The sequence below is a fragment of the Vicinamibacterales bacterium genome (assembly GCA_036504215.1).
In the GTDB taxonomy this organism is placed as follows: domain Bacteria; phylum Acidobacteriota; class Vicinamibacteria; order Vicinamibacterales; family Fen-181; genus FEN-299.
This window is the reverse complement of record DASXVO010000035.1, coordinates 107,851-127,160: the sequence shown is the minus strand read 5'-3', so window position 1 is coordinate 127,160 and position 19,310 is coordinate 107,851. Positions and strand designations below refer to the sequence as shown.

Here is a 19,310-nt window from a genome sequence, read left to right as displayed (position 1 = left end):
AACAGGAGGAGGGGGTCCGGGGCAGGGGGTTGAAGTCACCAGGCAGATGCCAGAGGAGGCCAAAGACAGGGTTCAGGATTCGGGATTCAGGAGACTGGAGCGACGTGAGTGGCGTCGGCGCGGGCGCGCAGCAGTCGTGCATACGCGGCGGTGAACTGCACGCCGTACAGAAGGATGACTGCCGAGGTGTAGACCCAGACGAGGAAGACAACCACAGCCGCGACGGAACCATGGATGAGCCTGAAGCGACTCATGTCGTGCAGGTAGACCGAGAATCCCTCGAGCGCCCCCTGCCACAGCAACCCGGTGAGGATGGCGCCCGGCCACACATCGCGGAATCGTACCATCGTGTTCGGCACGAAGTAATAGATCAGCCCGACGACAACCATGAGCAGCAGCATGGTCGCGTACCGCACGACGAGGCTGCCCAGCACGCTCAGGGTTGGAAATCGCGAGACGACCTCCGATGACCACGTCGCATGCACGATCTGAAAGGCGCTGAGGAGCAGGAGCGCCACGGCCAGGACGGCGCCGGCGGCGACCAGCATGAAGAAGGAGAACAGCTTGTGCTTGAGGTAACTGCGTTGCGTCTCGACGCCCCATGCATGGTTGACTGCTGAGCTGATCGCGCTGAACACCCCGAGCGCAGCCCAGGTGAGGGCGATGGCGCCGCCAATGCCGAGCCTCACGCGCATCTGCTGCAGCGCGTCGAGTTGCGCGCTCAGGAAGTCGAAGTGCGTGGGAAAGTACTGCAGCAGGAACGTAACGATGGAGGCGCGCCGTTCGACGTCGGACGTCACGCCGGCGAGAATCGAGAAGGCCAGCAGGCAGAAGGGGAACAGCGACAGGAGGCCGTAGTATGCCACCGACGCGGCATAGGTCAGGTCGTCGCCGTTGTAGAAGGCCACGGACCCGCGCCAGAAGGCACGTCCCACGAGGCGCACCCAGTCGGCGAGCGCGCGAAACGGCAGACGCCAGGCGGCCCAGCCCCGTCCAGCCTTCATCCTTCCTCCTTCATCCTTCCTGTTTCCACCCTCCTCCTTCCTCCTTCATCCTTCATCCTTCCTCCTTCATCCTTCCTCCCTACCTACCCCTCCGCGGCCGCCTGTTGTCGGGCGGCGCGGCCCATGTCCCGGATCTCGTGCTTCTTCATCTTGCTGTAGAGCGTCGGCCGGTACAAGCCGAGGATCGCGGCTGCTTCCTGCTTGTTCCAGTTCGTCCGCTGGAGGGTCTGCATGATGGCCCGCTTCTCGATCTCGGCCAGCGTCCAGTGCGGCGGGAAGACGAACTCGGCCGGCGTGCTGGTTTCCTCGCGGAGCGATTCGGGCAGGTCGCTCGGCACGATCTCGGTCCCCTTGGTGACCAGGACGCCCCGCTCGATGGCATTCTCCAACTCGCGGACGTTGCCGGGCCAGCGGTTGCGGATGAGCACGTGATAGGCGGCCGGAGAGAACCCTCGCACCGTCTTCTGGTAGCGCAGACAGAATTTCTCGAGAAAATGCTCGCAGAGCAGCGGAATGTCCTCGGTGCGCTCCCGGAGCGGCGGCACCTTCAGCGCGATGGTGTTGATGCGGAAATAGAGGTCCTCGCGGAGTTTCCCCTCGCGCAGCGCCATGTCGAGATCGATGTTCGTCGCACAGACCAGGCGAAAGTCCACATGGACGATCCGGTCGCTGCCGATCGGCCGGTACTCGCGCTCCTGCAGCACGCGCAGCAGCTTGGTCTGCAGGTACGGCGGCATCTCGCCAATCTCATCGAGCAGCAGCGAGCCACCCTCGGCCATCTCGAGCAGGCCTTCCTTGTCCATCGTCGCGCCGGTGAACGACCCCTTCTTGTACCCGAACAGCTCGGATTCGATCAGGTCCTTCGGGATCGCCGCGCAGTTGATCTTGATGAACGGTCCCTTGGCGTGCTTGCTGTTGTAGTGGATGGCGTTGGCAATCAGCTCCTTGCCCGTCCCGTTCTCGCCCTGAATCAGGATGTTCGCGTCGCTGCCGGCCACGTTCTCGATGAGCTCGAAGAGGTCCTGCATCTTCTTGCTCTTGCCGATGATGTTCGCGAACTTGAACTTGTCTTGCAGCTTCTGCTTGAGCTGGATGTTCTCGGCCTGCAGGTCCTTCCGCTCGATGGCCTTGCCGAGGAGCGCGAGGATGCCGTCGGCGTCGATCGGTTTCTCGAGGAAATACGACGCGCCGGCCTTGATGGCGTCAACGGCCTTGGAGATCGTCGCGTGCCCGGAAATCACCACGACCTCGGTTTCCGGCTGCAATTCCTTGAACCGCTGCAGCAACTCGAGGCCGTCCACGTCCGGCAGGACCATGTCCGTCAGCACCGCATCAGGGTGCCAGCTCCGGAAGATCTCATCTCCCCGGGCTCCTATCAGCGCCGTGCGAACCTCGTAGCCCTCGTGCTCCAACAACACCTTGAGCCACTCGGTCATCGATGGTTCATCGTCAATCACGAGGACGCGTTTCTTTCTCTTCACGCTCATGCCTTCTCACCTCGAGCAGGATCCGCTCTCTGAACAGGAGTGCGATATCAGCTCTGGCAATCAGAAAAACATACACTCATTGGCCAATATGTCAATGGGCTGACAGGCTGTTCGGTTTTAGTACGGTCCAAATCCGGCCGAATTCTGAAATAATGAGGAGCTGGGTGTTCCACCTAATCTGGAGGCGGCGTAGGAATGGATGTCATTGAGACTCGCCTGCGGACCGATTCCGACCTGTACCGGACCAACCGGGCGCACCTCGAGGGGCTCGTCGCGGAGCTGCGCGAGCGCATGGCGACCGCACGCGCTGGCGGCGGCGAACGGGCCCTGGCTCGTCATCGCGAGCAGGGCAAGCTGCCCGTGCGGGAGCGCGTGGAGCGCCTCCTCGACGTCGAATCGCCGTGGCTCGAGTTGTCTGCGCTTGCCGCCTGGGGTATGTACCGTGGCGAGGCGCCGTCGGCTGGTCTTGTCACCGGCATCGGCCGGGTCAGCGGCCGCGAGGTGATGGTCGTCGCCAACGATGCCACGGTCAAAGGCGGCACGTACTTCCCGATCACGGTGAAGAAGCACCTGCGTGCCCAGCAGGTGGCGCTCGAGAACCGGCTCCCCTGTCTCTATCTGGTCGACTCCGGCGGCGCCTTTCTGCCCCTCCAGGCCGAGGTCTTCCCCGACCGCGACCACTTCGGGCGCATCTTCTACAACCAGGCGCGGATGTCGGCCGAGCGGATCCCGCAGGTGGCGATCGTCTTGGGCTCGTGCACGGCGGGCGGGGCGTACGTGCCGGCGATGTCCGATGAGACGGTCATCGTGCGCGGCAACGGCACCATCTTCCTGGGCGGCCCGCCTCTCGTCAAAGCGGCGACGGGGGAAGAGGTCACGGCCGAGGAACTCGGTGGATCGGATGTCCACACGCGCCTGTCGGGCGTCGCCGACTACCTGGCCGAAGACGACAACCACGCGCTCAGGATTGCGAGAACCATCGTCTCGACGCTGCACGGCGCGAGGCCCGCGGCGTTCGACCTCACGACGCCCGAGGATCCGCGGTACGACCCGCAGGAGCTCTACGGCGTCATCAATGCCGACATCCGCAGCTCGTACGACGTGCGCGAGGTCATCGCGCGTCTCGTGGACGGGTCGCGCTTCGACGAGTTCAAGGAGCGCTACGCGACGACCCTCGTGACCGGGTTTGCGCGGCTCCATGGGTACCTTGTCGGCCTGATCGCCAACAACGGCGTGCTCTTCTCCGAATCCGCGCTCAAGGCAACCCATTTCATCGAGGTGTGCAACCTGCGCGGGATCCCCCTCGTGTTCCTCCAGAACATCACCGGCTTCATGGTGGGCCGCGAGTACGAGCGGGCCGGGATCGCGAAGGACGGCGCGAAGATGGTCCATGCGGTCGCCAACGCCGTGGTGCCGAAGTTCACGGTCATCATCGGCGGCTCCTTCGGCGCGGGCAACTACGGCATGTGCGGTCGCGCGTACGAGCCACGGCTCTTGTGGATGTGGCCCAACGCCCGCATCTCGGTCATGGGGGGCGAGCAGGCCGCGTCCGTGCTGGTCACCGTGAAGCGTGACCAACTCGCGCGCGACGGTCGAACCCTCACGCTGGACGAGGAAGCGGACATCCGGCGGCCCATCGTGGAGAAGTACGAGCACGAAGGGTCGCCGTACTACTCGACGGCGCGGCTGTGGGACGACGGGATCCTGGATCCGGTGCGGACGAGGGACGCGCTCGGCCTGGCGCTGGCAGCAGCGCTGAACGCACCGGTCCGTGAGCCGAAGTTCGGTGTGTTCAGGATGTAGGACGACGATGGGTGGATACAGGCATCTCCTGATACGTCGCGTTGGTCCGGTCGAGCACGTCGTGCTCGACCGCCCGGACGTCCGCAACGCGTTCAACGAGGCCCTCATCGAAGACCTGCACGCCTGGGCGACGACGCGCGCGACGGGCGGAGACGAGGTGCGCGTGGCCGTACTCTCTGGCGCCGGGCGGGTCTTCTGTGCGGGCGGCGATCTCGCCTGGATGGCGGAGACCGTCGATGTGACGCGCGAGGAGAATCTTCGGAGCGCGCGGCGCATGGCGGCCATGTTCGAGGCGCTCGACGTGGTGCCCGTGCCGCTGATTGGCCGGATTCACGGGGCTGCGGTCGGAGGCGGCGCCGGCCTCGCGGCCGTCTGCGACATCGTGATCGCGACGCCCGACACGCAATTCGGCTTCACGGAGGTGAAGCTCGGACTCGTGCCCGCGGTGATTTCTCCGTACGCGCTTGCGAAGATCGGACGCTCTGCGGCGCGAGAACTGTTCCTCACCGGGGCCCGCTTCTCCGCCGCGCGGGCGCGCGAAATCGGGCTGGTGCACGACATCGTCCCGCAAGATGCTCTCGACGGCGCGGTGGATCGGTACGTCCGAGAGGTTCTCACCGCAGAACCCGCCGCCGTGGCGACGGCCAAGGAGATGATCCGCCGCGTGTGGGCCGGCACTCCGCCCGATGTCCTTCAAATCACGACCGACGCGATCGCATCGCGTCGCGTCTCGCCGGCGGGCCAGGAAGGGATGCGCGCATTCCTCGAGAAGCGCCCCGCACGCTGGGTCTCCACGACTCGGCCGCAAGAGGGAGGCGGCGAATGATCCGTCGCCTGCTGGTCGCAAACCGAGGTGAAATTGCGATTCGCATCATCCGGGCTTGCCGGGAGCTGGGAATCGAGACCATCGCGGTGTACTCGGAAGCCGATCGGCGCTCGCCCCACGCCGCGGCCGCGGACCGGGCCGTCCTCATCGGCCCCCCTCCGGCCGGCGAGAGCTACCTGGCCATCGACCGGTTGATTGATGCCGCGCGTCGCGAGGGTGCCGACGCGGTGCACCCCGGCTACGGCTTCCTGGCAGAGAACGCCGCGTTCGCGGCTCGGTGCGCCGACGCCGGGCTCGTTTTCGTCGGACCGACGCCCGAGGCGATCGAGCAGATGGGCTCGAAGATCGCCGCGCGGCACAGCGCACACGAGGCCGGGCTGGCGACCGTTCCGGGCGAAACACCTGTGACCAAGGACGCCGAGTCGCTGCGGGCAGCAGCCTCGCGCGTGGGCTATCCCCTCATCGTGAAGGCGTCGGCGGGAGGCGGCGGCAAGGGCATGCGCGTCGTGACCGACCCGTCCGCGCTCGACGAGGCGATCTCGTCGGCCCGACACGAGGCCCGAAGCGCCTTCGGCGACGACACGGTCTACTTCGAGCGGAAGCTCGAGCGGCCGCGCCACATCGAGGTGCAGGTCGTCGGGGACGCCACCGGCCGGGTCGTCCACCTCTTCGAGCGCGATTGCTCGACTCAGAGGCGTCACCAGAAGATCATCGAGGAAAGCCCTTCACCTGCGCTCACCGATGGGCTTCGCCGCCGGATGGGAGAGGCGGCGGCGGCACTCGCCCGTCACATCGGCTACCGCAATGCCGGCACGATCGAGTTCCTGGTTGAGGGTGCGGGCGAGGCGGCGGCGTTCTACTTCCTGGAGATGAACACGCGGCTGCAGGTGGAGCACCCGGTGACGGAGCTCGTGACCGGCGTCGACCTCGTGCACGCGCAACTTCGCGTTGCGTCCGGGGGAACGCTGCCCTGGATGCAATCGGACCTGGCCCAGCGTGGCCACGCGATCGAGTGCCGGATCTACGCGGAGGATCCGGCGAACGGCTTCCTGCCGCAGGCCGGACGGCTGAGCGTGTACCGCGAACCGCACGGTCCTGGCATCCGCGTGGACAGTGGCGTCGTCGAGGGTGGTGAGGTGAGCATCTACTACGACCCGATGCTCGCCAAGCTCATCGGCTATGGCGAGACCCGCGAGATCGCGCGACTCCGCCTGGTGGCTGCGCTTCGGCGATACCCGGTGCTCGGGATCCGCACCAACATCCCGTTCCTCGTCCGCGTGCTGGAAGATGAACGGTTCATCGACGGCGCGATCGATACCGCGTACCTCGAGCGCGAGGGGGCGGGACTGTGCAGCGAACGCGTCGGACCGTCGCTCGCTGCGGCCCTGGCGGGCGCCGTGGCCTTCGATCCATCGGCGACGAGCGGCACCCTCTCGCCTCCACTGGCCGTCGTTCCCGATCCATGGGATCGCCTGAAGGGATGGAGGAACTGAGGTGAAGCCGGGCACCTTCGTCGTGCGGCACCGAGGTGACGTCTATCGCGCGGTGGTGGAACACGCCACGGCCGCGACCGGCGGGTCGAGCGCGTCCAGCGACGTTCGAGTCGAGAATCCGCCCCTCACACCTCGCGCCTCGCACCCCGCACGTGATTCCTCCTTCACCGTCGTTGCCGAGTCACCATCGGAATTCCGGGTCCACGACGGTGACCGAACGCGAAGCGTGTTCATCACTGAAGCGGGGCGCACGCGCCAGGCGTTCGTGGACGGTGAAGTCTATGAATTCGAGGTCGAGGCCGAGGCGGCCGCGCCCCCACGCTTCGCGCGCTCGGCACCTGATGTGCTCGCGGCCCCGATGCCCGCGAGAGTCGTAGCCGTCGCCGTGAACGCGGGAGACCGCGTCCGAAAGGGCGACGTGGTGATCACGCTCGAGGCCATGAAGATGGAATTGCCGGTTCGCTCGCCGCGCGACGGCGTCGTTGGCAGCATCGCGTGCCGTGTGGGTGACCTGGTGCAGCCCGGTGTCAGCCTGATGGAGGTGGTGTGACGCGCGTGCGCGTCGTCGAAGTCGGCCCACGCGATGGTCTGCAGAACGAGGCCGCGATCGTCGGGACCAACGACAAGATCGCGTTCGTCAACCGCCTGTCGGCGGCGGGTCTGCCGGTCATCGAGGTATCCGCCTTCGTCAGCCCGACGTGGGTCCCCCAGATGGCCGATGCCGAGAAGGTATTCGCGGGGATTGACCGGCGGCCGGGAACGGTCTACACCGCGCTCGTGCCGAACCTCGAGGGCCTCGAGCGCGCGATGGCCTCGGGACTCCAGGAGGTCGCGGTCTTCGCCGCGGCATCCGAGACATTCAGCCGGCGGAACATCAACCAGGGAATCGACGAGTCGCTGGCCACCTACCGGCGCGTGATTGGCGTGGCCGTCGCGCATGGCATCCGGGTGCGGGGGTATCTCTCGACCTGCTTCGGGTGCCCGTACGAGGGCGATGTCCCGCCCGAGCGGGTCGCCGATCTCGCCGAACGGTTCCTGGACCTCGGCATCTTCGAAGCGGTGGTGAGCGACACGATTGGCATCGCACATCCCGGCCAGGTGCGAGCGGTGCTCGACGTGGTCGGCGGCCGAGTGGGACTCGATCGGATCGCCCTGCACTTTCACGACACGCGGGGAACGGGACTGGCGAACGTCCTGACGGGGCTCGACGGCGGCGTGCGCACGTTCGACGCATCGGCCGGCGGCCTCGGAGGGTGTCCCTACGCGCCCGGCGCATCGGGGAATCTCGCCACGGAAGATTTGATCTACATGCTCGACGGATTGGGTGTCGAGACGGGCGTCAGGCTGGCTGGCGTGCTCGCCGCCTCGCGCGACATCGCACCACTCGTCGACCACCCGCTGGTGTCCCGGGTCTATCAGGCGGAGATCTCGAACCGGTCCTGAAACCACCGATAGGAAGCCGTGCGTCCAGAGCCTGGAGGACGTCGAGGACCAGGCCGATGTGCCCGCTGCACGAGGCTGCGTACCCTGGGGGTGCCGCGATCGGTCTGAAGCTGGCCGAGGCGAAGCCCTGAGATCGGGACAATTGATACAATGAGCGGCATGTTCAACGTGCACGGTATTCGTGGCCAGTTTCCGGCGCTCTCCCAGCTTCACGACAGTCGGCCGATCGTCTTCTTCGACAATCCGGGCGGCACCCAGGTTCCCCGCGGCGTCATCGACGCCGTCTCCCACTACCTGACCTACGACAATGCGAACCACGGCGGCGCGTTCGCGACGAGCAAGCGCAGTGACGCGATGCTCGCCGACGCGCACCTGGCGATGGCGGACATGCTCGGCGCCGCGTCGCCGCGCGAGATCGTGTTCGGCGCGAACATGACCACGCTGACGTTCGCCGTCAGCCGCGCGTTGGGGCGGCTCCTGTCGCCCGGCGACGAGATTTTGGTCACGCGACTCGATCACGACGCCAACATCAGCCCCTGGGTGCTCCTCGCCGAGGACCGCGGCGCGATCGTCCGCTGGGTCGATATCCACACGGCAGACTGCACGCTCGACATGGACTCGCTGGAGCGTCAGCTCTGCGCACGCACGAAGATCGTCGCCGTCGGCTATGCGGCCAATTCCGTCGGCACCATCAACGACGTTTGTCGTGTGGTTCAGGCGGCGAAGTCGGTCGGTGCGCTGACGTTCATCGACGCCGTGCAGTATGCCCCGCACGGGTCCATCGATGTGCAGCAGCTTGGCTGCGACCTGCTCGCCTGCTCGGCGTACAAGTTCTTCGGCCCGCACGTGGGCGTGCTGTACGGCCGGCTCGACCTCCTCGAATCGCTGCGGGCCTACAAGGTGCGGCCGGCCGGCGACCAATCGCCCGAGAAGTTCGAGACCGGCACGCTCAACCACGAAGGCATTGCGGGCACGCGTGCCGCCGTTGAGCACCTTGCCAGCCTCGGAGGGCCAGCCGGAGGCCAGGTGTCCCGGCGCCAGCGGATCGTTGCCGGTCTCCACGCGGTCCACGCGCACGAACGGGAGCTCTGTGCGCGGCTGCTCGCAGGTCTGACGGCGAACAAGAAGGTGCACGTGTTCGGCATCACGGAGCCGGCGCGGCTCGACGAACGGGTGCCGACCGTGTCGTTCACGGTCGACGGTCACTCCCCGCGCGCGGTCAGCGAGCACCTCGCCGGCGCCGGCATCTTCGTCTGGGACGGACATTTCTACGCGCTGGCGATCTGCGAGCGGCTCGGGCTGCAGACCTCGGGCGGCATGGTGCGGGTGGGACTGGCCCACTACAACACCGGAGAGGAAGTGGACCGGCTGCTGAACGAGCTCGATCGGCTGGCGTAGCGGGCCGGGGTTGACCGCAGTGGCACAGCTTCGGCACTATGATGCGTCCACTTTGAAAGGGGATCGCGAATGAAGAAATTCGCCATCGGTTGTCTCGTCGCGCTGGCCATCCTGATCGTGATTGGTGGCGTCGTCGGCTATCTCGCCTACGACCGGTTCTTGAGGCCCGTCACCCAGTTCGCCGGCAGCATCAAGCAGTACTCGGAGATCGAGAAGGGCGTGAGGAATACGGGCGGCTTCACGGCGCCTGAAGGCGGAGAGCTCACGGAACAGTTGGTGGGGCGCTTCGTGAAGGTGCAGCAGGAGATGGAGACGAAGCTCGGCGCGCGCATGCAGGCCCTGAAGACGAAGTACGACAGGCTGGACCGAGAGCGGGGCGGGAATCGGGACGCCTCCGTCACCGAGGTCATGGCCCAGCTCCGGGATCTCGGTTCGCTGCTCGTGGAGGCCAAGCGCGTTCAGGTCGAGGCTTTGAACGAGGCCGGATTCTCGCTCAGGGAGTACGAGTGGGCGCGCGAGCAGGTCTACGCGGCCATCGGCATGTCGGCGGTCGGCTTCGATTTCAAGACGATGGCGGAAGAGGCGAAGGCCGGCAAGTTCGGCCCGCCCTCGCGGAACGCCGAAGTGCCCGAGACAACCGAGAAGAACAAGGAACTGGTCGCGCCGTTCGAGAAGAAGCTCAGGGACTGGGCCCCGTTCGCGTTCTTCGGCCTGTGATGCGGGGCGCGATCTTCGACCTCGACGGCACGATCGTGGACAACATGCCGATTCACCTCGAGGCGTTTGCGATCTTCGCCGAGCGTCACGGCCTCCCGCCCCTGACGATCGACGACCGCAAGCGCCTCGACGGCCGGCGCAACCGCGACATCTTTCCTGATCTGTTCCGGCGCCCGCTGTCGGACCCGGAACACCGCGCGTTCGCGGACGAGAAGGAATCGCTCTACCGCACGCTGTCGCGAGGGCGGCTGTCGCTGTCCCCAGGGTTCGAGCGGCTCCTCGCACGACTCAACGCCAGGGGGATTCCCGCGGCAATCGCGACATCGGCCCCGCCTGAGAACGTGGAGCACAGCCTCGTCGAGCTCGGCCTGACGTCGCGTCTCACCTGCATCGTCCGAAGCGACCAGGTGGCCCGCGGCAAACCGTTCCCGGACGTGTTCCTGGCGGCCGCCGACCGTCTCGGCGTCCCGCCCGCGGATTGTGTGGCGTTCGAGGATGCCCCGGCGGGCATCCAGGCCGCACGCGCCGCAGGCATGCAGACGGTTGCCATGACAACCAGCTTCGGCCCGGACGTGTTCCGCATGCCAGACGTGGCCGCCGACGTGATTGTGCACGACTTCGACGAGTACCTGGCGGGCGCGGGAGCCTCGCTCCTCGACGGGATATAGATTGGATGAGGGAGGCGAACGGCCTCCCCCACTCCTCGGTTCGCGTCCTAGAGTTCGACCGGCTCCACCGCTCCCGGTACGACCGCGGCCTGCTTGCGACCAGCCAGCTTCGCCTTGAGCACCTTCAGGAGGTCGGACGGGCGCACTTCGCGCATGCCGTCGAAGTACGAGTAGACCACCGGGGTGACCAGCAGCGTGAGCAGCAGGCAGAGCAGCTGACCGCCGATGATCGTCACCGCCATCGAGGCGCGCGATCCCGACCCCGCGCCACGCCCGAACGCGATCGGCAGCATGCCCGCCACGATCGAGATCGTGGTCATCAGGATCGGCCGCAGCCGGACGTGGTTCGCCTGGATCAACGCCGTGTGCCGATCCATGCCCTCGGCCCGCAACGTATTGGTGTAGTCCACCTGCAGGATCGAGTTCTTCTTGACGATGCCGAAGAGCATCATCAAGCCGATGGCGCTGTACACGTTGACCGTCATGCCGAACATCATCAGCGCCAGCAGACCGGCCGGCAGGCTGAGCGGCAGGGCGGTCATGATCGTCAGCGGGTGCACGAAGCTGTTGAACTGCGACGCGAGCACCATGTAGATGAACGCCACCGCGAGGATGATCGCAATCACGAAGTCGTTCGAGGCCTCGCTCAGCGTCTTCGCGGACCCGCCGAACACCACCTGATAGCCGGCCTTCAGCCCGAGGTCGCTCACCTTCTCGCGCGCCGCGACAATCGCGTCGCCGAGCGGGATCTTGTCCAGGTTGGCCGACACCGAGATCTGCCGCATCCGGTTGTAGCGATCGATCGAGGCCGGCGCGTTCCCGAGTTTCAGCGACGCCACATCGCTCACCTTCAGCACGCGCCCGCTCGTCGCGGGGATTCGCAGGTCGCCCATGGTGGCCGGGTTGCTGCGGAACTGCTCGTCGAGGCGCAGCCGTACGGTGTACTGCTCGTCGCCTTCCTTGTACTTCGACACCTCTTCGCCCCCGACCAGCGTTCGCAGACTCGACGACAGCGTGTCGATCGACACGCCGAGGTCGGCCGCGCGAGCACGGTCGATCGACAGACGAAGCTCGGGCTGCGTCGGCTCGAAGCTGGTATCCGCATCCACGACCCCAGGGATCTCCTTCACCATGTCCCTCAGCTTGTAGGCGTATCGCTGGAGTTCGTCGATGTCCGGCCCCTGGACGATCATCGCCAGCCGGTTCGTGCTCCCGCCGCCGCCGCGGCCACCCGCGCTCGACGCGCCGGAGATGTCCGTGCCGCCCGACACGCTGAGCCGCACTCCCGCGAACTTCCGCAGCCGCATCCGGGCGAGGCGCATCAGATCCTGCTGCGTCTGCTTGCGCGACTCGAGGGGCGTGAGCTGCACGTAGAAGTTGCCGCTGCCTCCATAGATTGACGTCATCACCGACGCCACCTCGGGCAGGCCCTGGACTTCCTTCTCCACCGCTCCCATGTACTCGAGCGTGCGCTGGTAGCTCGTCCCCCGGGGCAGGCGCAGGTTGACGCTGAACTCGCTCTGGTCGTCGTCGGGCACCAGTTCCTTCCCGACGTACGGGAAGAGCAGGACCACGGAGAGAACGACCGCGCCTGCGATCGCCATCATCACACCGCGGTGCGCCAGCGACCATTCGAGCATCGACCCGTACTTCCGATCGATCCACGCGTAGACGCCGCGCTGCTTGGTCCCGGACGAGTGCCCTTGCACCGCGTCCGTCGGTCGCAGCCAGTAGGCACACAGCGCCGGCGTCAGCGTGAACGACACGAACATCGAGATCAGGATCGCCGTCGCCGACGAGATCCCGAAGCTGTAGAAGTAGCGACCGACCTGCCCGGTCATGAACGCGACGGGCAGGAAGATCACGACCAGCGAGAGCGTCGTCGCCACGACGGCGGGGCCGATCTCCGAGGTCGCCTTCATCGCCGCTTCCTTCGGCGCCGCCCCCTTCTCCTCGATGTACCTGAAGATGTTCTCCAGGACGACGATCGCGTCGTCGATGACGATGCCTGTTGCCAGGGAGAGCGCGAGCATCGTCATGTTGTTGAGCGTGAAGCCGAGCGCCTTCATGGCCGTGAACGTGCCGATGATCGACGTCGGGATCGCCAGCGCGGCGATGAGCGTCACGCGCAGGTTGCGGATGAACAGGAAGACGACAAACGCCGCCAGCAGCCCGCCGATGAGCAGGTGGTGCTGAATCTCCGTGAACGATCGGCGGATGAAGCGCGACTGGTCACGAATCGTCTTCATCTTGATGTCGGGCGGCAGCGTCTGCTGGATCCGCGCCATCCGCTCGAGCACCCGATCGACGACCGACACGGTGTTGGTGCCGGACTGCTTGCGGATCGACAGCGAGATCGCGGTCATGCCGTCGAGCTTCGTCTGGCTCCGGATTTCCTCGACGGTGTCCTGGACTCGCGCGATGTCCTCGAGCTTGATCGCCGACCCGTTGTTGTACGCGATGACGATCTTCTTGAAGTCGTTGACGTTCGTCATCCGGCCCATGGTGCGGAGCGAAATCTCCGCCGGGCCCGCGATGAACGTGCCGCCCGGAATCTCGACGTTCTGCCTGGACACGGCGGTCCGCACCTGGTCCACGGTCAGCCCGTATGCGTTGATCCGATCGGCATTGAGCAGGATCTGGATCTCGCGGTGGCGGTCACCCTGCCACATCACCTCGCCGACATCCTGCACCGTCTCGAGGACCTGCTTGATCTGCTTGTCCGCGATCTCCGTGATTTCCTTCGGCGTGCGCGCGCCCGACACGACGATCGTCAGCACCGGCGCCGAGTCGGGATCGATCTTCGTCACCGTGGGCGGCAGGGTGTCGCGCGGGAACTGACCCACGATCGCCGCCACCTTGTCGCGCACGTCCTGCGTCGCCGCCTCGATCTCGCGCTCCAGGACGAAGGTGATCGTGCAGCGCGACCCTCCCTGATCCGAGCTGCACCGCAGCTCGTCGATGCCGTTGATCGTGTTCACGGCCGCTTCGACGGGCTTGGTGATCGTCGTCTCGATCTCCTCGGCGCTCGCACCGGGCAGACGCGTGCTCACCGTGACCATCGGGTAGTCGGTCTTCGGCATCAGGTCGAGACCCAGCTGGCGATAGGAGAACCAGCCCATGACGAGGAGCGCCGCGCTCATCATCACGGCGAAGACCGGTCGCTTGACGCTGATATCCGAGAGTGTCATTGCCGGACTCCTGGCTGACCGCCGCCCTGGCGCTGGCCGCGCCCGCCTCCGCCTTCACCCTGTCCTCGGCCGGCGCCCGGTCCCCGACGCCCGCTGCCAGAACCGTCCGGCTCGCCTGCCCCCAGGGCCTTCACCGCCACACCCGTCGCGAGCTGGTTCAGGTTGCTGGCCGCCAGCGTCTCGTCTCCCTTCAGGCCGTCCACCACTTCCCAGACGTTGCCCTGCCGCACACCGAGCGTCACCGTCACTTGCGCGATCTTGCCCTTGTCGACGACGTAGACCGATGAAACGCCCGCCAGCGTCGAAACCGCCGCGTCCGGCACCGCCAACACCCCGTTGTCTATTCGGGTGAAGATCGCGCCCTTCGCGAAGAACCCGGGCTTGAGCCGGTGGTCGTTGTTGTCGACCAACGCCTCGACGGTGAACGTCCGCATCGCCTGGTCGATCGCCGGGCTGACGTACGCGACCTTGCCCGTGAACACCGTGTCACCGAACGAGGCGACACGGAATTCGACCCGCTGCCCAGGCGTGACAATGCCGGCGTAGGTCTCCTGGACGCCCGTCCGCAGCTTCAGCGGGTTGGTCTGGACGATGGTCGCCACAGGCGTCCGTTCGCCGATGAACTCACCTTCCTGGACGAGCCGCTCGGAGACGCCGCCGGAGATTGGCGCCTTGACCTGCGTATCAGCGAGCTTCTTCGCAGCCAGGTCGTACGACGCGCGACGGTCCTGCAACTGGGCCTTGAGGCTTCGAACCGCATCGAACGCCGCCTGGTAGCTGGCCTCCGCCACCTTGAGCCTGGTGTCGGCCGTCTGGAGGTCCACTGGCGACAACAGTCCGCGCCCGGACAGCGTCTTCGCCCGGTCGTACGCCGCGCGAGCATCCTCGCGATTGGCCACGGCCGTCTTCACGGTCGCCACTTCTTCGTCGGGGGGCGGAGGCGTGGTCGCCCCCGGCGACGCGTGCATGCCAAGCTGCGCATAGACCTGCCGCAGCGAGCTCTCGGCGCGCGCGAGGGCCAGCTCCAACTCCCTGGGATCGAGTCTGACCAGCGGCTGGCCGGCGACGACCTCGCTGCCGATCTCCACCAGCACCTTGCGGACAACACCAGCGACCTCGGAGCTGACCTTCGCCTGGTCGGGCGAAAGCAGGGTGCCCGACAGCTCGATCTGTCTCTCGATGCTGATGCGCTGGATTGGGGTTGTGCGGACAGGGACGGTCGGTCCCGCCCCGCCCGGCCTTCTCCCGCCCGGACCTGCGGCGTTGCCGCCACTCCCACCGCACCCCGCAACACCGACGGCCGCGGCGAGCGTGGCGACCAGGGTCAACCGCACAGAAAGACGCAAAACGGGTGTCAGAACCATGAGGAAATCCGAAGTAGATGAACAGCGGGAGCGGAATCTGCCTTCGCCTGGGGCCGGACGACGGGCACAGAACGTCTTGCCAGTTTATTACGACAGGAGAGCCGGCCACGCTTACCTGCTTTTCGCGGTAAGCGGTCGGGCGGGGTGCGCCGTATACCGCATCAGGACCCGAAGCTACCCACCTCCGTAGGGGCCCCGCGCGGGGCCCCCTTTTTCCCAGCACCATCCTTCGACGCGGGCCGGCCGGCTGACGTCCGGTGCGGGTGGGGGTGCCAGCACTGGACCGAAGGGGCAGCCCCACGGCCGGCTCTGACGGATCTGCATGGGCAGTCGGAAAACAGGGGCACGCCAGCCGGAGGCGCTGGCACATTCTGCAGAGCAATGAAGGGAACCGAAACTCAGCGGACGCGGAACGTGATGATTCCCCGAACCATGTCGTAGGGGGAGACGCTGACCGTCACCCGATCGCCAGTCGTGACCTTGATGCGGAAGCGACGCATCCGGCCGCTCAATTGCGCCAGCACTTCGTGGCCGGCATCGCACTGTACCCGATAGATCCCGCCGCCGCTGACAGCGGTCACTATTCCCTGGATGTCGAGGAGGTCGTCTCTGCTCAAAATGCGCGCCTCGTTACCTCGCCGCGCACGATCGGTATCCCGCGGTGCAGCGAAGCCGTGAAAACATCGCGGAAAGAGAGGAGCGAATCAGAATGACTCGTTGCAACTCGAAACGCGGGCTCTCGATGGTGGGCCGGTGTCAAGTATACCATGGGTCCGTCAGCGGCTCATCCAGGCCAGCAGCACACGATGCTCCTCGGTGGACGCCGCACCGTCAGGCCAGGCGGTGAGCTGGCCCTCGAACAGTCGTCGTCCCCACTCGGCCACCCGAGCATCTGGCTGCTGAGACACCCAGACGCCCAGATGCTCCTGCGCGTCCGCCTGACGCCCTCGCGCCTTCGCGTCGATCGCCGTCAACAGGGTGCCGATCCCCAGGCGCCGAGCTCCTGCCGGTGCCTCGGCCGGACCCGCCAGCGGCCGGGATCTGGTGCCGACCTTGTCGAGACATCGCGCGTCGAGCCAGTCTTCGAGACGCTCGTCGACCTCCGAGGGATAGGGCCTCCCGGCGCCGAGGTTCTCCGGCCACTCGCGCGCGCTGGCAATCCGACGCCGCGCCGCGTCGACACGGCCCGCCCGGAACTCCCCCACCGCGAGCATGAGCTGCGCTTCCCGATGGAGCGCCCGTCCTTCGGTCGCACCTTCGTACGGGAGGACGCGCACCGCCGCAAGGGCGTCGCTGGCATCGGCGTACTTTCCGCTGAACAGCAGGCATTTCGCATGGAGCATGCCGAGGATGTATTGTCCGGGCAACATGCGATGGTACCGCGCGGCGACCTCGAGCGCCCGGTCGAACCGCCTGTCCGCGAGATGATGTTCGGCCAGCAGCCGGCCGTAGCGCCACTGACGTGGGTCGAGGCCGGCCGCATGTTCCAGATCCGCGAGGGCACGGTTGCGCGCTGACGCGTCCCACACCTTGGATCGCGTCGCGTAGAACGGCGCCCAGTCCGGAGCCTCACCGCAATCCCGGAGCAGGGCGCGCGCGCCGTCCAGGTCCTCGCGGCTCCAGACGAGCAGCGCCAGATAGTACTTCGGCCGCCAACTGGCGCTTTCCGTGACGGCCCACCGCAGCACCGGTGCACTCTCCGCCCGGAACGGGAAGACGAGGTCGGGGGTGGCGGCGTCGGCACGACCGAGCGCCTCGCGGAAACCGGCGTCACCCTGTTCGTGCTGGATGAAGGCGAGCCAGTACAGAGTCTCCGCTGTCGCCGGTGCCAGCGCCAGGAGTCGGGCCGCCTCCTGTGACCGTCCGAGAGCGTGGTACCACGCAGCCAGCTCGAGGTATGTCTCCTGCGGCATCTCGTTGCGGATGCCGTTCACGAACGACAGCCGGCTGGCCTCGTCACCGGCCGCCAGGTACCGCTCGAATCGGACGGCCTGGTTGAGGGGATCGAGGGCGATGGCTGACGCGAGCGCCGCGGTCGCGGCGTCGCGATCGCCGGACAGCCGCTTCGACAGGGCGAGCAGCAGGTACCCGTCCACGTTCATGGCATCCCGGGCCACGACGTCGGCCGCGTACTCCGCCGCGCGCCGCCGGTCCCCCTGGCGGAAGGACATCTTGGCGAGCTCGATCCATGCGGCCGTGCGGAGTTCCGGTGACTGCGCGGCGACTTCGAACCCGTCCATCGCGTCGATGCGCTTCCCCAGCGCAAGCGCGGCCAGTGCGTAGTAGTAGTTGGCCGCCGGATCGTAGGTGTCGATCGCGAGCGCCTTGCGCGCGAGCGTCCACGCCGCCTGGTAGTCGAGCGCCCGGTATCTCACGATGGCGAGATCGACGAGCGCGGGCGCGTAGTTCGGGTCCTTGCGCAGGCACGCCTCGAGCGCCGCCTCCGCCTGCCCGTACTCGCGCTGACGCATCCACTCCTTCCCCGTCAGGTGCAGGCCGAACACCGACGCCCAGTCGAAGTCCTTTGGCGACTCGATCGGCCTCGAGATCTCGTCGCCGCCCGTAGCGCGATAGTCGATCCGGGCGGCGCTCACGACCACCCGCAGCCGATCGACCGGGACCGACACAATTGCCTGCGACCAGGTCTGCATCGGTTTCAGCGCGAGGCGCGTCGAGTAGACCACCTTCTCGCCGTCGAACACCTCGAGCGTGTCGGTGAGGGCCTGCAACGGCGAGAACCACAGCGTCAAGGCACCGCCAGGCGCGCGCTCGACGTTCAGCGCGCCGAACTCGTTGGCCTGCACGAACCCGTGCGTGGCCTTGACCGGGAACCAGTACTCCGTCCACGCGTCCGCGGAATACGGGGCGAATCCGCGGTGCTTGAAGGGCGTTGCCGTGCTGCGCTCGGCCGCCTGGTTGAACAACCGCCCCGACTGCACCTCGACGTATTGCCCGTCGGTGTCGGTCAGCAGATGCTCCCAGATCATGCCCTGGCGCGACAGGCCCCAGATCCACGCCTTCTTCCCGAGCTTCTCGTCGCGCCTCGCATACCGGCCCATCCCGAAGTCATCGTCGTGCCAGTACGCACCGAAGAACTCCGAGTGCCGGCCGAACACGTGGTAGGACTTGTAGGAACCGAAGTCGTTCTGCTCGTAGAACGCCAGGTTCTTCCCGTTGCCGGGATGGACCGGCCATGGCGCGAATTCACCCTCGTGGCCGAGGTGGTGGGTCCCCGGGTAGATCAATTCGAGGTTGCCCGCCGCCTTGATGCCGGCGTTCATCCAGGAGTAGTACGGCTGTTCGATGGGCGTCGCGTTGTACCAGAACGATCGCGTCGTGAAGTAGGCGGTGTCGGGCCCGAGCGTCACCTCGAGGCGCCAGGGGGTGCGCGTGAGCAGGTCGAGCACGCCGATGACGGCCTGCGCGCTGCCGTCGGCCGTCGTCCGCGTGAGGTAGTCCGCCGGCGTGGCGCAGTTGGGCGTGTGGCCGATGATTCCGTAGTTCGGTTCGATGCCGCCACTCGTCCACGGGCCCCGCATGGCGATGTCGCGGAACTTGACGACGTGGTTGTTGTAGATGAAGGACCGCCCGGTGGATTTCTCGATGGCCGTCCAGATCTTTCCGCCGATCTCCGGCAGGATCATGACCTTGAGATAGTCGTTCTCGAGTTCGACGACGGTCCACTCCTTGTCGATCGGCTGGTCGGTGTAGCCATCGAAGCGGTAGTACGGATAGATGCGTCCGACCACCGCGATGGGATTCGGGTCCGAATACGGATAGGTGCGAAACACCTTCTTGTACTCGCGCACCGTGGCCTTCGCCGCCGGGGCCGCCCATCCGCTCTGGGCCGCCAACAGCGCGCCCAGAATCAGACAACCACACGCCATCGGTCTCTTCATGTCCGCTCCGTTGTCCG

General features: G+C 66.5%; 14 protein-coding genes. 8 read left to right on the top strand and 6 right to left on the bottom strand.

All coding sequences use genetic code 11. The features are described from left to right. Positions 1–86: 86 nt before the first annotated feature. Positions 87–1,004 (bottom strand): YihY/virulence factor BrkB family protein, encoded by a 918-nt coding sequence (locus tag VGK32_09195; GenBank protein ID HEY3381930.1) that lies wholly within the window; start codon positions 1,002–1,004, stop codon positions 87–89. 83 nt (positions 1,005–1,087) lie between these two features. Next, a complete protein-coding gene (locus VGK32_09190) occupies positions 1,088–2,491 on the bottom strand; it encodes a sigma-54 dependent transcriptional regulator (GenBank protein ID HEY3381929.1) in 1,404 nt (467 codons plus the stop codon). Positions 2,492–2,686: 195 nt separating this feature from the next. Here VGK32_09190 and VGK32_09185 point away from each other — a divergent pair, with 195 nt between their 5' ends. From VGK32_09185 to VGK32_09150, 8 genes are all read left to right on the top strand, one after another. Then, positions 2,687–4,294, top strand: coding sequence for a carboxyl transferase domain-containing protein (locus VGK32_09185; protein ID HEY3381928.1), 1,608 nt, complete (start codon positions 2,687–2,689; stop codon positions 4,292–4,294). 7 nt (positions 4,295–4,301) lie between these two features. Then, complete coding sequence (locus VGK32_09180) at positions 4,302–5,120, top strand: enoyl-CoA hydratase-related protein (GenBank protein HEY3381927.1); 819 nt, start codon at positions 4,302–4,304, stop codon at positions 5,118–5,120. Next, entirely contained in the window at positions 5,117–6,613 is a 1,497-nt protein-coding gene (locus VGK32_09175; protein ID HEY3381926.1) for an acetyl-CoA carboxylase biotin carboxylase subunit, read from the top strand. Before VGK32_09180 ends, VGK32_09175 begins: the two co-directional genes overlap by 4 nt. Position 6,614: 1 nt before the next feature. Beyond that, positions 6,615–7,163 carry a biotin/lipoyl-containing protein gene (locus VGK32_09170; GenBank protein HEY3381925.1) on the top strand — a complete coding sequence of 183 codons (549 nt, stop codon included), beginning with the start codon at positions 6,615–6,617 and terminating at the stop codon, positions 7,161–7,163. Further along, positions 7,160–8,056: a hydroxymethylglutaryl-CoA lyase gene (locus VGK32_09165; protein HEY3381924.1), complete on the top strand. Its 897-nt coding sequence runs from the start codon at positions 7,160–7,162 to the stop codon at positions 8,054–8,056. Before VGK32_09170 ends, VGK32_09165 begins: the two co-directional genes overlap by 4 nt. A gap of 159 nt (positions 8,057–8,215) precedes the next feature. Next, positions 8,216–9,454, top strand: a complete 1,239-nt coding sequence (locus tag VGK32_09160) for a cysteine desulfurase-like protein (protein HEY3381923.1) — start codon at positions 8,216–8,218, stop codon at positions 9,452–9,454. 69 nt (positions 9,455–9,523) lie between these two features. Beyond that, positions 9,524–10,171 (top strand): hypothetical protein, encoded by a 648-nt coding sequence (locus VGK32_09155; protein HEY3381922.1) that lies wholly within the window; start codon positions 9,524–9,526, stop codon positions 10,169–10,171. Then, on the top strand, positions 10,171–10,839 hold the full coding sequence (locus tag VGK32_09150) for an HAD family phosphatase (protein HEY3381921.1): 669 nt from the start codon (positions 10,171–10,173) through the stop codon (positions 10,837–10,839). Before VGK32_09155 ends, VGK32_09150 begins: the two co-directional genes overlap by 1 nt. A 47-nt stretch (positions 10,840–10,886) precedes the next feature. Here the strand turns inward: VGK32_09150 and VGK32_09145 are convergent, their stop codons facing one another. From VGK32_09145 to VGK32_09130, 4 genes are all read right to left on the bottom strand, one after another. Beyond that, positions 10,887–14,030, bottom strand: coding sequence for an efflux RND transporter permease subunit (locus tag VGK32_09145; GenBank protein HEY3381920.1), 3,144 nt, complete (start codon positions 14,028–14,030; stop codon positions 10,887–10,889). Continuing rightward, a complete protein-coding gene (locus VGK32_09140) occupies positions 14,027–15,394 on the bottom strand; it encodes an efflux RND transporter periplasmic adaptor subunit (protein ID HEY3381919.1) in 1,368 nt (455 codons plus the stop codon). The genes VGK32_09145 and VGK32_09140 overlap by 4 nt, the downstream gene beginning before the upstream one ends. Positions 15,395–15,792: 398 nt before the next feature. After that, the gene (gene infA, locus VGK32_09135; protein ID HEY3381918.1) at positions 15,793–16,011 is read right to left on the bottom strand and encodes a translation initiation factor IF-1; all 219 of its coding nucleotides are present in this window, start codon (positions 16,009–16,011) and stop codon (positions 15,793–15,795) included. Between the two features lie 159 nt (positions 16,012–16,170). Next, on the bottom strand, positions 16,171–19,293 hold the full coding sequence (locus VGK32_09130; protein ID HEY3381917.1) for a DUF5107 domain-containing protein: 3,123 nt from the start codon (positions 19,291–19,293) through the stop codon (positions 16,171–16,173). Between the last annotated feature and the right edge of the window lie 17 nt (positions 19,294–19,310).